The 13754-nt window shown below is 45.5% G+C and carries 15 protein-coding genes and 3 riboswitches; of the genes, 8 read left to right on the top strand and 7 right to left on the bottom strand.

Translation table 11 applies throughout. The features are described 5' to 3' along the window. The first annotated feature begins 19 nt into the window (after nt 1-19). Nucleotides 20-304 carry a protein YxiS gene (locus CDO84_RS19130; RefSeq protein WP_014665945.1) on the top strand — a complete coding sequence of 95 codons (285 nt, stop codon included), beginning with the start codon at nt 20-22 and terminating at the stop codon, nt 302-304. A gap of 143 nt (nt 305-447) precedes the next feature. After that, nucleotides 448-1119 carry a DUF3298 and DUF4163 domain-containing protein gene (locus tag CDO84_RS19125; RefSeq protein ID WP_040081349.1) on the top strand — a complete coding sequence of 224 codons (672 nt, stop codon included), beginning with the start codon at nt 448-450 and terminating at the stop codon, nt 1117-1119. A 41-nt stretch (nt 1120-1160) separates the two neighbouring features. On the opposite strand, the gene CDO84_RS19120 is transcribed toward CDO84_RS19125, so the two are convergent. Next, entirely contained in the window at nt 1161-2354 is a 1194-nt protein-coding gene (locus tag CDO84_RS19120; protein ID WP_014665943.1) for a NupC/NupG family nucleoside CNT transporter, read from the bottom strand. Nucleotides 2355-2481: 127 nt separating this feature from the next. After that, nucleotides 2482-2583: riboswitch (purine riboswitch) on the bottom strand. 152 nt (nt 2584-2735) lie between these two features. Here CDO84_RS19120 and CDO84_RS19115 point away from each other — a divergent pair. The 6 genes from CDO84_RS19115 (at nt 2736) to CDO84_RS19090 (ending at nt 8274) form a co-directional block, all read left to right on the top strand. Then, entirely contained in the window at nt 2736-3488 is a 753-nt protein-coding gene (locus CDO84_RS19115; protein ID WP_040081350.1) for a (S)-benzoin forming benzil reductase, read from the top strand. A 194-nt stretch (nt 3489-3682) separates the two neighbouring features. Beyond that, nucleotides 3683-4531 carry a methyltransferase domain-containing protein gene (locus CDO84_RS19110; RefSeq protein WP_040081352.1) on the top strand — a complete coding sequence of 283 codons (849 nt, stop codon included), beginning with the start codon at nt 3683-3685 and terminating at the stop codon, nt 4529-4531. Between the two features lie 150 nt (nt 4532-4681). Further along, a complete protein-coding gene (locus CDO84_RS19105) occupies nt 4682-6097 on the top strand; it encodes a GntP family permease (protein WP_040082487.1) in 1416 nt (471 codons plus the stop codon). Between the two features lie 23 nt (nt 6098-6120). Then, entirely contained in the window at nt 6121-6837 is a 717-nt protein-coding gene (locus CDO84_RS19100) for a CoA transferase subunit A (RefSeq protein WP_040081353.1), read from the top strand. Continuing rightward, nucleotides 6834-7484, top strand: coding sequence for a CoA transferase subunit B (locus CDO84_RS19095; protein WP_040081355.1), 651 nt, complete (start codon nt 6834-6836; stop codon nt 7482-7484). Before CDO84_RS19100 ends, CDO84_RS19095 begins: the two co-directional genes overlap by 4 nt. A gap of 16 nt (nt 7485-7500) precedes the next feature. After that, nucleotides 7501-8274 (top strand): 3-hydroxybutyrate dehydrogenase, encoded by a 774-nt coding sequence (locus tag CDO84_RS19090; RefSeq protein WP_040081356.1) that lies wholly within the window; start codon nt 7501-7503, stop codon nt 8272-8274. Nucleotides 8275-8323: 49 nt separating this feature from the next. Here the strand turns inward: CDO84_RS19090 and CDO84_RS19085 are convergent, their stop codons facing one another. From CDO84_RS19085 to pepT, 6 genes are all read right to left on the bottom strand, one after another. After that, nucleotides 8324-9460: a 5-methyltetrahydropteroyltriglutamate--homocysteine S-methyltransferase gene (locus CDO84_RS19085; RefSeq protein ID WP_040081358.1), complete on the bottom strand. Its 1137-nt coding sequence runs from the start codon at nt 9458-9460 to the stop codon at nt 8324-8326. Nucleotides 9461-9537: 77 nt separating this feature from the next. Continuing rightward, nucleotides 9538-9644, bottom strand: a riboswitch (SAM riboswitch). A gap of 68 nt (nt 9645-9712) precedes the next feature. Beyond that, nucleotides 9713-10846: a 5-methyltetrahydropteroyltriglutamate--homocysteine S-methyltransferase gene (locus CDO84_RS19080; protein WP_040082488.1), complete on the bottom strand. Its 1134-nt coding sequence runs from the start codon at nt 10844-10846 to the stop codon at nt 9713-9715. An 81-nt stretch (nt 10847-10927) separates the two neighbouring features. Further along, a riboswitch (SAM riboswitch) is annotated at nt 10928-11034 on the bottom strand. A 65-nt stretch (nt 11035-11099) separates the two neighbouring features. Then, nucleotides 11100-11588: an LURP-one-related/scramblase family protein gene (locus CDO84_RS19075; RefSeq protein WP_014665933.1), complete on the bottom strand. Its 489-nt coding sequence runs from the start codon at nt 11586-11588 to the stop codon at nt 11100-11102. 129 nt (nt 11589-11717) lie between these two features. Beyond that, the gene (locus CDO84_RS19070) at nt 11718-11996 is read right to left on the bottom strand and encodes a hypothetical protein (RefSeq protein WP_080478290.1); all 279 of its coding nucleotides are present in this window, start codon (nt 11994-11996) and stop codon (nt 11718-11720) included. A 277-nt stretch (nt 11997-12273) separates the two neighbouring features. Continuing rightward, nucleotides 12274-12399 (bottom strand): hypothetical protein, encoded by a 126-nt coding sequence (locus tag CDO84_RS21860; protein ID WP_014665931.1) that lies wholly within the window; start codon nt 12397-12399, stop codon nt 12274-12276. 105 nt (nt 12400-12504) lie between these two features. Further along, the gene (pepT, locus tag CDO84_RS19065) at nt 12505-13737 is read right to left on the bottom strand and encodes a peptidase T (RefSeq protein ID WP_040081360.1); all 1233 of its coding nucleotides are present in this window, start codon (nt 13735-13737) and stop codon (nt 12505-12507) included. Nucleotides 13738-13754 lie beyond the last annotated feature (17 nt).

Raw genomic sequence — 13754 nt, 5'->3', positions numbered from 1 at the left:
TTCATAAGGAGCATGACAAATGAACGAAAAACAGCTCGCTGAAGCTTACGAACGCGACGAAAATATGATGATTTTGGTGTTTGCCCAATGGTGCGTGAACCATGACCTTGATCCGATGGAGCTGTACGCCAAAGCGTATCCGCAGCAAAAGCTGAATGAAAGCTTGAAAAAAACCATGGACGATCTGGTCGTGCCAAAACACGAAGCAGAGCACATTCCGAACCAGACTGTCATTGCGGTATTAGAGATGTTCGGAAATACAGATTTGGCACAAGCTGTTCATGAAGCGATTTCCGGGCGATAAAAAAGAGACATTCTGTGTCTCTTTTTTAGTGGGAAAAATCATGCTGTTAGACCTAGAAACTTCTTTCGACTTAATCAGTCTATAAAAGTGTGAATTGCTTAAATAAGGGAATGATAAACAGCGACATCAAAGGAGGAGATCGAATGAAGTGGAAAAACATACTGAAAGCTGCGGGGATTGCAGTCTTGCTTTTTTCCGTATTTGCATATGCAGCCCCATCTTTAAACGCAGTTCAAACGAAAAAACCAACTGTCAGCACCCATACGTACAAAAAAATCAAGGAATTAAAGTATCCACAAGTGCATCACATCGGGAATGCCGCTTTTGAAAAGAAAATCAATCAAGAGCTGAAAGCCTACATTGAACAATCGTATCAGGAATATCTGAAAAACAAAAAAGCAGGTGAACAACAAGGCTTCAAAACGGAATATCAAACATCCTTCAGCGTCAAGTACAATGCGGCGGGCAAGCTCAGCATTCAAACGCTCAATTATATCTATTCAGGCGGTGCCCATGGTTTAACGTCTGTTCAGTCTTTCAACTATGACTTGAACACACAAAAGCGCGTGACGCTGAATCAGATTCTGAACACCAAAACAAAAGTCAGCAAAACGAGAGATTATCTGTATAGTTATATCAAAAAACACGATGAGCTGTTTTTCCCTGATGTAAAGAAAGAGGATATCACCCTGAACCAAAACACAATGTTTTACTTTACGGCAAACGGGATCGCCATCGTCTTCGGCCAGTATGACTTGGGGCCTTATGTAGCAGGAATTCGGGATGTCCAGGTTCCAGCCTCTATTTATCAATAATCAAAAGAGCCATATCCGAAAAGGGATATGGCTCAATGTTTCTACCACACAAACAGGCCGACAATAGCAGCACTTAATAAAGATACCGCAATTCCGCTGACGAGGAGCTTCCACACGTTTCTCCCGATGACCGTTGACTTTTCTCCGTCAAGGATCGAGTTGTACGTGCCGTAAATCATGCCGACCGTACTGAAGTTTGCGAAGGACGTCAGGAATGTCGTCGCCACCGCAACGGTGTGAGGCGGAAGGGATTTGAGATTGTTTTTCAAGTCAAGCATCGCAACAAACTCGTTCGTTGCCAATTTCATGCCCATCAACTGAGCAACATACATCGCATCATGCACTGGCAATCCAAGCAGGAATGCGAACGGACTGAACAGATAAGCAAAAATCGTCTGGATGGTCAGGCCGTGTACGAAAACGCCAAGAATGCCATTCACTGCTGACGTTAGTGCGACATATCCGATCACCATGGCCAGGATTACGATAACCATGTTCATGCCGACAAGCATACTGTTAGAAATCGTAGAGAAAAAGTCTTTCTTTTCTTCTTTAGGCGGTGTATAGATGATATCTTCATCCTCCGGCACGTGAACAGGGTTCAGCAGGTTTGCGATAATCAGCGCATTTAAGCAGTTTAAAGGAATCGCTGTAAACACGTATGTTGCCGGCACCATTGACAGGTAAGATCCGATAATAGAGCCGCTGATGCTGCTCATGCTCATTAAACCGAATGTAAGCAGGCGGTTGTTATTTAATACCGTAAGCTGCTGGCGGATGACCGCAAGTGCCTCGGTATTTCCCAGGAACATCATTTGAATAGAGAAAAAGCTTTCTAATTTCGGCAAGCGGGAAGCCTTTGAAATCACCCATCCGATTTTATCAATCAGCCAAGGCAAAATTCCGAAATATGTTAGAATATCAAAGAATGTGACGATAAAGATAATTGGAAGAAGCGCACTAAAGAAAAAGTCTACTGTTTCATTCGCCATCACTGACGGAAAGGCAAACGCGATACCGTCACTGGCGCAAGCAATCAGCCAAGTGAAGAAATCACCAATTTTACCGATGGCCCAGCTTCCGACTTTTGTTCCCAGCATAAACCAAGTAATCAGCAATTCCAGAACAATTAATGTCATGATCGGGCGCCACTTGATTTTCTTTTTCTGCGGAGAACATAGGAATACAACTGCCATAATCACAATGAGACCAACAAGGTTTAGTAAAAAGTACATGATAGCAACTCCTATGAGGGTTATTATGGAAACAAAAAAAGCTCTTATCCTTCACAAATTCTGGAAGTGCAGAAAGTGTGAAAAATAAGAGCAAACAGAAAAGAACTTGTCCTTTTCAACTCGTTCAAATTTATTCAAACTTTCTTGTAGTCTAGTTTTTTACGGTTACTAGGTAGAAACAATCAGACCATATTACTGATCATATACAAGAATGTCTTTTTCTAAGATGATAGCAGTATTTTATCCTTTCACTTTTTGAAAATCAACCTTTTTAACTATTTTCACAATAATAAAATTTATATTCTGAAATGAGAAAATAAAGGAAAAACATGCTGGATTGCTATGTTGATATGATGATTGAAAATCAGGAGGGGAAAAATAATGAAGCATATTATCATTACGGGCACGTCAAGAGGAATTGGAGAAGCCTTAGCCCAAAAGCTCATCGATTCTAACCATCGGCTGTATTGTATATCAAGACGTCCTAATCAAAACCTGATAGATCAGGACAACCATATGCAATATTACTCGTTCGACCTCAAAGAGACCCACAAAATTGAAGCATTCTTTCAAAATTTGTTTGCACATATCAAACGAGATCCGCATCCGGAAGGCATTTATTTGATCAATAATGCCGGCGTGCTGTCACCTGTGGCGCCGATAGAACATAATAAAGCGGAGGATATTGCCCGGCATATGCAGATCAATTTAATTGCCCCGATGGTTATGACCTCCCATTTTGTGCAGCACACGAAGCACATCGAAACGGATAAGCGAATCATGAATATCTCGTCAGCTTCAGCCAAATATTTAATGCCCTCACAAAGCTGTTACAGCACGTCAAAAGCGGGGCTGGATTCCTTTACGAAAAGCATCAATTTAGAACAGGAGAATCAGCGGAATCCAGTGAAAATCGCAGCGGTTTATCCCGGGGTGGTGGACACTCGGCTGCAAACTGAAATCCGCTCCGTCCGCAAAGAAGATTTTCCTTATGTTGATGAATTCATTCAGTTAGAGAAAGCGGGGAAATTACAGTCTCCTGAAGAAACCGCAGACGCATTACTTCATTTTCTGAATCAGGATGACTTTGGAAAACAAGCAGTCGTTGAACATCTCATTCCGGTTTCTGGGTAATTGTTGTATGATAGGAGAGGGGAAACCCATACAGCAAAAAGGGAGTTTTTTCATGATTATCCAATTCATTCGTTATAGATAAAGACAGGTGTAGACAAACTGCCAGACCTGGCCAATTTTTGAGATAGGCCTAGGTTTATTTGTCTATGCCTTTTTCATTTATCTAAAAATGAATGAATGAGGTGTTTTTTATCATGAAGCAAACCGTTGATTTCAGCTTGTTTCGATGTCCGCTCTGCGGTTCTTCCATGGATGCGGCATCAGGAAAAAGCTTGATTTGTACAGAACGGCGGCATACATTTGATTTATCTCGGCACGGCTACGTGAACTTCCTGACGAAGCCGGTCAAATCCGGTTACGGTGCCGAGCTTTTTGAAGCGAGAAGCAGGCTGATTGGAGAATGTGGTTTTTTTGAGCCGCTCCATGATACGATAGCAGAACTCATCAGCCATCCCAAATCCGGTCAAGAGGTATTCACCATCCTGGACAGCGGTTGCGGGGAGGGTTCTCATTTGAATGCGCTTTGCGGGTTTGATTATGCAGGGAAAGCAGCGATGGGAATCGGCATCGATCTTTCGAAGGATGGGATCTTAAAAGCTTCTAAGGCATTCAAAGATCAGATGTGGGCGGTTGCCGATGTGGCGCGTGCTCCATTTCATGATCGCCAATTTGATGTTGTTTTATCTATTTTTTCGCCATCCAATTATGCAGAGTTTCATAGACTGCTGAAGGATGATGGCATGCTCATAAAAGTAGTGCCGCGAAGCGATTATTTAATAGAATTAAGGCAATTTTTATATACTGATTCACCAAGGCGTACGTACTCTAATGCGGCAGCTGTTGAGCGTTTTACAGCACATGCGGCGCACAGCCGTCCTGTCAGGCTCCGCTATATCAAAACGCTTGACCGGCAGGCGATCCACTGGCTTCTCAAGATGACGCCGCTTGCCTGGTCGGCGCCGAAAGACCGAGTCAGCCTGCTGAAAGAAATGACATCAGCCGATATTACGGTTGATGTTGATATCCTAATAGGAATGAAATGAATGGCAGAGGAAAGCTCCGAAAAAAGGGGCTTTCCTTTTTTAATCGGAATAGTTGGCCCACACTTCTCGTACATATGGAAAGGGGACGGAAACAGCCGATGCGGACAGGTTTTGTAAACGCTTTCTAGTTGGAGGAAATGGGGGATGTGTGTGGAACTGATCATCATTCTATTGGCGTTAGGTTTGCTGATGTTTACGGCATATCGGGGATTTTCTGTCATATTGTTTGCGCCGATTTGCGCGTTATTCGCGGTGCTGCTAACAGACCCAAGCCATGTGCTGCCTTTTTTCTCATCAATTTTTATGGAGAAGATGGCAGGGTTTATTAAGCTGTATTTCCCAGTGTTTTTGCTCGGTGCGATTTTTGGAAAGGTCGTTGAAATGGCCGGACTTGCGGCATCGATCGCGAAAACGATTGTCAGGCTTGTCGGGGCAAAAAGAGCGATACTTGCCATTGTGCTGATGGGCGCTGTCTTGACGTACAGCGGCGTCAGCCTGTTTGTTGTCGTATTTGCCGTATATCCTTTTGCGAAAAACATGTTCCAAGAAGCAAACATACCGAAACGCCTCATCCCGGGAACGATTGCTTTAGGGGCTTTTACGTTTACGATGGACGCGCTTCCGGGAACGCCGCAAATCCAAAATGTCATTCCGACGGCGTTTTTCAAAACAGACATTTATGCCGCCCCTTGGCTGGGTTTGATGGGCGCAGTCATTGTGCTGGCAGCTGGGATGCTCTATTTGGAATCAAGGCGAAAAAAAGCGCAGGCATCTGGCGAGGGTTATGGCGGTTTTGATTCGCTGAATGTTGCGCCTGAATCGACTGAGTCCCGTGCTAAACCGGACAAAAGCCCGATTCGGGATGCACTTGCCTTTGTCCCGCTTATTCTTGTCGGTGCAGTGAATAAATGCTTCACCATTTACCTGCCAAAGTGGTATCCGAATGGATTTGATTTTTCCTCCATAGGATTAAAGGAGTTCGGCAGGCTTGATATTTCTTCTGCCGCTGCCATTTGGTCGGTGGAGATTGCTTTAGTGATCGGCATCATCACAACGATTTTATTTGATTGGAGAAGCGTGTTTGCCCAAATGAAGGAAGGGCTGAATGAAGGGATCGGCGGAGCCTTGCTGGCATCTATGAATACGGGTGCCGAGTATGGGTTCGGCGGCATTATCGCCGCGCTGCCGGGGTTTCATAAGCTGAGCAGCGGAATTTCTCATACTTTTACCGATCCGCTTGTCAATGGCGCCGTTACGACAACTGCGCTGGCGGGAATCACCGGCTCGGCTTCAGGTGGTATGGGCATTGCGCTAAGCGCGATGTCAGAACAATACTTACAGGCGATTCAGGCTTACAATATTCCGCCAGAGGTGATGCATCGAGTCATTTCAATGGCGTCAGGCGGGATGGACACACTGCCGCATAATGGCGCCGTCATTACGCTTCTGGCTGTGACGGGACTGACTCACAGGCAATCGTATCGCGATATTTTTGCGATCACGCTCATCAAAACGGCTGCCGTATTTGCTGTGATCGCGATTTACAGCCTGACCGGCCTAGTGTAAGAGAAAACGAAAGGGGCATCAATATGGGAAAAGTGTTGTCATCTACTAAAGAAGCTGCGAAATTGATTCATGATGGAGATACGCTGATTGCGGGAGGATTTGGGCTGTGCGGCATTCCTGAACAGCTCATTTTGTCGATAAGAAATCGAGGAGTAAAGGATTTAACCGTTGTCAGCAACAATTGCGGAGTCGATGACTGGGGGCTCGGTTTGCTTTTGGCAAATAGGCAAATCAAGAAAATGATCGCATCCTATGTCGGTGAAAATAAAATTTTTGAGCGGCAGTTTTTAAGCGGAGAGCTTGAGGTCGAGCTTGTTCCCCAAGGAACGCTCGCTGAGAGAATTCGTGCAGGCGGTGCGGGCATACCGGGATTTTATACGGCGACAGGCGTCGGCACCAGCATAGCCGAGGGAAAAGAACATAAAACATTCGGCGGCCGGACATATGTGCTGGAGCGAGGCATTACCGGTGACGTGGCGATCGTCAAAGCGTGGAAAGCGGACACCATGGGCAATTTGGTTTTTCGAAAAACGGCGAGAAATTTTAATCCTGTTGCGGCCATGGCAGGCAAGATCACGATTGCCGAGGCGGAAGAAATCGTGGAAGCGGGAGAGCTCGATCCAGATCATATCCATACGCCGGGAATTTACGTACAGCATGTCGTGCTTGGCACGAGCCAAGAAAAACGGATTGAAAAGCGAACAGTTCAGCAAGCATCGGGAAAGGGTGAGACGAAGTGAAGGAAGCGAGAAAACGGATGGTCAAACGGGCTGTACAAGAAATCAAGGACGGCATGAATGTGAATCTCGGGATTGGAATGCCGACGCTTGTCGCAAATGAGATACCCGATAGCGTTCACGTCATGCTTCAGTCAGAAAACGGCCTGCTCGGAATCGGCCCCTATCCTTTGGAAGGGACGGAAGATGCGGATTTGATCAATGCGGGGAAGGAAACAATTACCGAAGTGACGGGCGCTTCTTATTTTGACAGCGCTGAATCATTCGCGATGATAAGAGGCGGGCATATCGATTTGGCTATCCTTGGCGGAATGGAGGTCTCGGAGCAGGGTGATTTGGCCAATTGGATGATCCCGGGCAAAATGGTAAAAGGGATGGGTGGCGCCATGGATCTCGTCAACGGGGCGAAACGAATCGTTGTCATCATGGAGCATGTCAATAAGCATGGCGAATCAAAGGTAAAAAAAACATGCTCTCTGCCGCTGACAGGCCAGAAAGTCGTGCACAGGCTGATTACGGATTTGGCTGTTTTTGATTTTGTGAACGGCCGCATGACACTGACGGAGCTTCAGGATGGCGTCACAATTGAAGAGGTTTATGAAAAAACAGAAGCGAATTTCGCAGTAAGCCAGTCTGTACTCAATTCTTAATAGGAAGGTGTTTGACATGAGAAAACAAGTCGCCTTGGTGACTGGGGCTGCCGGCGGAATCGGATTCGAAATGGCAAGAGAATTCGCCCGTGAAGGCGCCAGCGTCATCGTTTCAGACCTCCGTCAGGAAGCATGCGAAAAAGCAGCCTCTAAGCTTGCAGAAGAAGGCTTTGACGCGGCGGCCATTTCGTGTGATGTGACAAAAGAAGCGCAAGTTGCTGATATGGTGGACACCATCCAAAAACGATACGGCCGCTTGGATATTTTGGTGAACAATGCCGGTATGCAGCACGTCGCCCCGATTGAAGAGTTTCCGACAGAAACCTTTGAACAGCTGATCAAGGTTATGCTGACGGCGCCCTTTATTGCAATGAAGCATGTTTTTCCGATCATGAAAAAACAGCAGTATGGCAGAATCATTAATATCGCGTCTGTTAATGGCTTAGTCGGCTTTGCGGGAAAATCCGCTTATAATAGCGCCAAGCATGGCGTCATTGGACTCACAAAAGTCGGGGCGCTGGAAGGCGCGTCCCACGGCATTACAGTCAATGCGCTCTGTCCGGGTTATGTCGATACCCAGCTTGTCCGCAATCAGCTTAGCGATCTATCAAAAGCAAGAAATGTCCCTTACGACTCGGTACTTGAAGAGGTCATTTTTCCGCTTGTGCCGCAAAAACGGCTTCTTTCCGTCAAGGAAATTGCGGATTATGCCGTGTTTTTAGCAAGCGAGAAGGCGAAGGGCGTCACTGGGCAGGCTGTCGTCCTTGATGGGGGCTACACCGCACAATGACATAAAAACACACTTGCTCCGCTAGGAATCAAGTGTGTTTTTTCTTTGCTTATTTCCAAACATCATTCGCGATCTCAACCACATGGCGGAGCTTCGCCCATTGCTGTTCTTCAGTCAGCTTGTTGCCTTCCTCAGTTGAAGCGAATCCGCATTGAGGGCTGAGGCAAAGCTGGTCTAAGCTGACATAACGGGACGCTTCTTCGATACGGCGTTTCACGTCATCCGGATGTTCAAGCTCACCGAATTTAGATGTCACTAAGCCAAGGACAAGCTGAAGATCAGACCGTTTCACATAACGGAGCGGCTCAAATCCGCCTGAGCGTGAATCATCATACTCTAAGAAAAGGCCGTCAAGATTCAAGCCGTCAAAAATGGTTTCGGCTGCTGCGTCATAGCCGCCTTCTGCTGTCCAAGTGGACTGGAAGTTGCCGCGGCAAATATGCATGGTTACCGTCAAGTCATCCGGACGGTCTGCAATCGCGTCATTAATGGATTTCGCAAACAGCTGGCGAAGCTCGTCAGGCGTTGTTCCGAACGCTTCGATTTGTTTTAAGCCTTTTTCTGATAAGAAAACGGCCCACGCCGTATCATCAAGCTGGAGGTAGCGGCAGCCTCTGTCATAAAACGCTTGAATCGCTTTTTTATATGCTTTGGATACATCATGCTGGAAAAGATGATAGTCGTTTTTATACGCATCCTTTTCCAGTTTTCCGCGGAAAAACAGCATATTCGGGCTTGGAATCGTCATTTTTGGCGTCGCGTCACCGGCAATGCTATGGAGAAATGAATAATCTTCAAGCATTGGATGAGTTGAAAAATCGATATCACCTGTGACTTTAATGCCGCGTGCTTTTGTCTGTACGTTATGGAATTGAATGCCTTGCTCAGGAGTAAACGGCTCAACGCCATCTAAGTTTTCAAGGAAATCAAAGTGCCACCACGCTCTGCGGAATTCACCGTCTGTCACGACGTTCAGGCCGGTTTCCTTCTGTTTCTCCACAATGCGGATGATTTCATCGTTTTCGATCTGGCGAAGCTGCTCAGCCGTAATATCGCCGGCCGCTTTTTGCAGCCGCGCTTTTTTGACGGGCTCAGATCTCAGCAGGCTTCCGACTTGATCCGCGCGAAACGGCGGTTTTTTTCTTTGAAGTGATTTTTGTTCTGCGGGTGTTGTTTGTTGTGACATGTTGTCCATTCCTTCTTTCCATTCAAATATAAAAAAGCTCTTCCTTTGGATAAGGAAGAGCTTGCGTGACAATCTCAACCTTATCTTCAAGAGCAATCATTGCTCTAAAGGATTTAGCACCATTCTGTTAAACAGCGGTTGCCGGGTATCGCAGGGCCAGTCCCTCCACCTCTCTTGATAAGGAAAACCTTTTTATGAAATTTTCTGATAGTATCTATTATTCACACATTTTCTATTTCTGTCAATGATAGATTATCTCCACACATCGTTGGCGATGTCGATGACATGGCGAAGCTTGGCCCATTGCTGTTCCTCTGTCAAAAGGTTGCCTTCTTCTGTAGAGGCGAAACCGCACTGCGGGCTGAGGCACAGCTGATCCAAGCTGACAAAACGCGCCGCTTCATTGATACGGCGTTTCACATCCTCTGGATTTTCAAGCTCGCCGTATTTCGATGTGATCAAGCCAAGCACGATTTGCAGATCCTTGCGTTTCACAAAACGGAGCGGATCGAAGTTTCCGGAGCGGTCATCGTCGTATTCCAAAAACAGGCCGTCAAGGTTTAAGCCGTCCAAAATCGTTTCCGCTACAGCGTCGTACCCTCCTGATGCCGCCCAGGTTGAGCGGAAGTTGCCGCGGCAAATATGCATTGTGATCGTTAAATCATTAGGCCGGTCTGCCACTGCATCGTTAATCGTTTTGGCAAACAAGGCGGGCAATGTTTCTGGATCGCCTCCGAGTGCCCGGACAACCTCTCTGCCTTTTTCCTCAAAGAAGAGAGACCATGACGTATCATCAAGCTGGAGATAACGGCAGCCAACATCATAGAAGGCTTTGATTGCCTTTTTGTACGCTTGGGCCAAATCATGAAAATATTCCTCTTGATCGTCATAGATGCCTTTATCCGCCTTTTCGCCAAAAAACAGCATATTCGGGCTCGGAATCGTCAGCTTTGGTATCGCGCCCCCGGCAACTTCATGTAAAAATTGATAATCAGTAAGTGCTGGGTGGCTCGTAAAATCGAGTTTTCCCGTCACTTTGATGCTGCGCGCTTTCGTTTTCGCGTTATGGAACTGAATCCCCTCAGCCGGGATGAAGGGTTCCACTCCGTCAAGTCCTTCCAAGAAGTCATAATGCCACCAGGAACGGCGGAATTCCCCGTCTGTTACCACTTCAAGACCGATTTCTTTTTGTTTTTCCACGATGCGGGTGATTTCTTGATTTTCGATATCACGAAGCTGTTTCGCTGTTATCTCACCTGCCGCTTTTTTTTGCCGGGCTTCCTTCACCGTAGCGGAACGAAGCAAACTGCCGACGTGATCGGCGCGGAAAGGTGCTTTGCGTTGTTTTTCTGTTTTTTGTCCTGTAACATTCGTTTGTTGGGCCATGTTATTCGCCTCTTTCTGAATTATTGAGCATGTAAAAAGCTCTTCCTTTGTGTAAGGAAGAGCTTGAACGATCAAATCTCCGCCTCATCTGCAAGAACGCAATGTTCTTAAGGATTTAGCACCATTCTGTTTGAAACAGCGGTTGCCGGGTATCATAGGGCCAGTCCCTCCACCTCTCTTGATAAGGTACAACTTCATATTTAGATTTCAATTATCTTAATATTATTACTTTTGGATCAATTGTCAATGCTTTTTAGAAAATACTTTCATCTTCATCGTTATATAAAACCATATCAAGCACGATCGCGATGGCAGTGCAAATCAGAACATCTTCCTCGTTTGCAATCTGCAAATGATAGGAATCACCCCAGCTGAGCCACTTTTTGCTCACTGACATCCGGACATTTTCCCCGTCCGTCAGCTGGAATTCATCCCTCCATAAGTCACCATCGATTTCCCAGTTAAGGCCGGAAATCACAAATTTCGGTTTGAAAAACGTTACTTTCTTCGTTACCTCACAAACTGTTTTCCCGCCAATTGAAATCTCATAGCGCGGCAATAAAGACATGAGTTTTTGTTCTATGGAAACGAGCGTTTTCCCGGATGAATCTGTCATTTGTAATGAGTCCCCTAACGAGAAAAAACGCCCCTCCACCTTGAAGATTTCTTGTTCATCCCGGTCATAAATGTGGAATGCATCTTTAAATGAGAACATTTTTTGTTTCATAAATAACTCGATCATTGCAGAAGTCTCCTTTTGGATTTGCCTTGTATGAAATTACGGATAGAGGATAAAAAGGTTTCAGGCTCTATCTCAACATAATTTTAAAAGGCTGCGTCATTCCGCAGCCTTTTCGTTTGAAATATAGAATTAGGAAAGATGCATCCGGCGTTTTTGGCGGATAGCGTCAAGGTCGATTAGGTTGTTGTGATGAGATGCGGCTGCTGGAAGAGGGCTTGTCTTTTGCGGTTTGCGGCGATTGTCCTTGCTGAAAGAAAAAAGAAGATAGCCGCATAAAGCGATGATAATAAATAGGATCATATTACATACCTCCCAAAAAAAGTTTTGGTACTCTCTATTGTACGGATAAAAAGTCAAAAAGTATTCAAAAAATTCTAAATCAAATAAAAATAAATAACTGCCCCTCAAAAACAGTCTAACCTGATGACCTGAAAATAGTCTTGAATTATGGTGATTGTTCTTGTTGATGATTGGTTCTATAGTTACTATCGACGATAAAATGAATTCCTTTATATAACTTTTAACCTAAATTAAAGTAATTCAAATTACCTGTTTTTGGATGCCGTTATCTTTCTTAATTAGTTTATACCCTATTTTGCGGAATTGAACACAAAAAACCCAAATTACGGAGCATTTGGGCGGTACGAGAGAATGCGGATTTTGTTTTGGGGATTTGGATGACTGGTCAGAAGAAGCGTTTGAACATTTTTCTGATTTTTTGAAATGGGCTGGATTTCTTTTGCGTGTTAAGCGGCCTGGAAATGATCCATTTTTTCAATAGGCTCTTTGCAGCAATTGCATGTTTTGTCATTGTTTTTCCTCCTCATTTGTTGATACTTGTTTTACGGAGGACGTGTTTAAAATGTTTCATTTTCACATAAAAAAAACCAGCCCTTTTTTGGACTGGCTTTTGGCATTACGCTTGCTCTTCAAACAGCTTTGCAATCTCAACGATGACATTTACGGCTTTGACCATGTTATCAGCTGAGATGTATTCAAATTTGCCGTGGAAGTTTTCCCCGCCGGTAAAGATGTTTGGCGTCGGAAGTCCCATGTAGGATAGCTGCGATCCGTCGGTGCCGCCGCGGATGGGGGAAATTTTCGGTTCGATGCCGAGGTTTTCCATCGCTTGCTTGGCAATGTTGACGATTTCGATGACAGGTTCAATTTTCTCTCTCATGTTATAGTACTGGTCGTTCATATCCAGCAAAATCCGGTCTTGCCCGTATTCGTTCTGAAGCTCTTCAACGGCGCGCTTCATTGTTTCTTTTCTGCTTTGGAAGTTCTCTTTGTCAAAGTCTCTGATAATGTAGTGAAGCTTTGTTTCCTCTACGTCTCCTTGAATCGACAGCAGATGGTAGAAGCCTTCATAGCCTTCTGTATATTCAGGCGCTTCGTCAGCCGGCAGCAGGCTGTTCAGCTTCATCGCGATTTTCGCAGAGTTGACCATTTTCCCTTTTGCCGTTCCGGGATGTACGTTGTTGCCTTTAATCGTAATTTTCGCGGCAGCGGCATTGAAGCTTTCGTATTCAAGCTCGCCGAGCGGGCCGCCATCAACCGTGTAGGCAAAGGATGCATTGAACCGTTTCACATCAAATTTGTGCGGTCCTCTTCCGATTTCTTCATCAGGCGTAAAGGCGACTCTGATTGTGCCGTGCTTGATTTCAGGGTGTTTGATGAGGTAATCCATGGCCGTCATGATTTCAGCGATACCGGCCTTATTGTCTGCGCCGAGAAGGGTGGTGCCGTCTGTGGTGATGAGTGTGTGGCCCTTATAGCCAGACAGCTCAGGGAATTGATCAGGTGACAGGGTAACCTGCAGCTGTTCGTTAAGAACGATGTCATTACCATCATAGCTTTCGATGATTTGCGGATTCACGTTTTTGCCGGTAAAGTCTGTAGCGGTGTCGACGTGAGCGAGAAAGCCGATTGTCGGCACGTCTTTTTCAGTATTGGAGGGGAGCGTCGCCATGACATAGCCGTTTTCATCAATGGCTGCATCCTGCATGCCGATGGACTTCAACTCATCAACGAGCATGTTTCCTAATGTCAATTGGCCGGGTGTGGAAGGGCAGGTGTCAACGGATTCATCGGACTGTGTGTCGACTTTTACATATGTAGTAAACCGTTCAATGATTTCTTCTTTCATTTCCAATCATCTCCTTT

The organism is Bacillus sp. MD-5, assembly GCF_002201875.1.
Taxonomy (GTDB): Bacteria; Bacillota; Bacilli; order Bacillales; family Bacillaceae; genus Bacillus; species Bacillus stercoris.
The sequence above is the reverse complement of the archived record's forward strand: the minus strand, read 5'-3'. Positions and strand labels throughout refer to the sequence as shown.

Bases quoted from the DNA above. Each gene is read 5' to 3' on its own strand.
- CDO84_RS19130 (WP_014665945.1), top strand. From the start codon at position 20: ATGAACGAAAAACAGCTCGCTGAAGCTTACGAACGCGACGAAAATATG.
- CDO84_RS19125 (WP_040081349.1), top strand. From the start codon at position 448: ATGAAGTGGAAAAACATACTGAAAGCTGCGGGGATTGCAGTCTTGCTT.
- CDO84_RS19120 (WP_014665943.1), bottom strand. From the start codon at position 2,354: ATGTACTTTTTACTAAACCTTGTTGGTCTCATTGTGATTATGGCAGTT.
- CDO84_RS19115 (WP_040081350.1), top strand. From the start codon at position 2,736: ATGAAGCATATTATCATTACGGGCACGTCAAGAGGAATTGGAGAAGCC.
- CDO84_RS19110 (WP_040081352.1), top strand. From the start codon at position 3,683: ATGAAGCAAACCGTTGATTTCAGCTTGTTTCGATGTCCGCTCTGCGGT.
- CDO84_RS19100 (WP_040081353.1), top strand. From the start codon at position 6,121: ATGGGAAAAGTGTTGTCATCTACTAAAGAAGCTGCGAAATTGATTCAT.
- CDO84_RS19090 (WP_040081356.1), top strand. From the start codon at position 7,501: ATGAGAAAACAAGTCGCCTTGGTGACTGGGGCTGCCGGCGGAATCGGA.
- CDO84_RS19085 (WP_040081358.1), bottom strand. From the start codon at position 9,460: ATGTCACAACAAACAACACCCGCAGAACAAAAATCACTTCAAAGAAAA.
- CDO84_RS19080 (WP_040082488.1), bottom strand. From the start codon at position 10,846: ATGGCCCAACAAACGAATGTTACAGGACAAAAAACAGAAAAACAACGC.
- CDO84_RS19075 (WP_014665933.1), bottom strand. From the start codon at position 11,588: ATGATCGAGTTATTTATGAAACAAAAAATGTTCTCATTTAAAGATGCA.
- CDO84_RS21860 (WP_014665931.1), bottom strand. From the start codon at position 12,399: ATGACAAAACATGCAATTGCTGCAAAGAGCCTATTGAAAAAATGGATC.
- pepT (WP_040081360.1), bottom strand. From the start codon at position 13,737: ATGAAAGAAGAAATCATTGAACGGTTTACTACATATGTAAAAGTCGAC.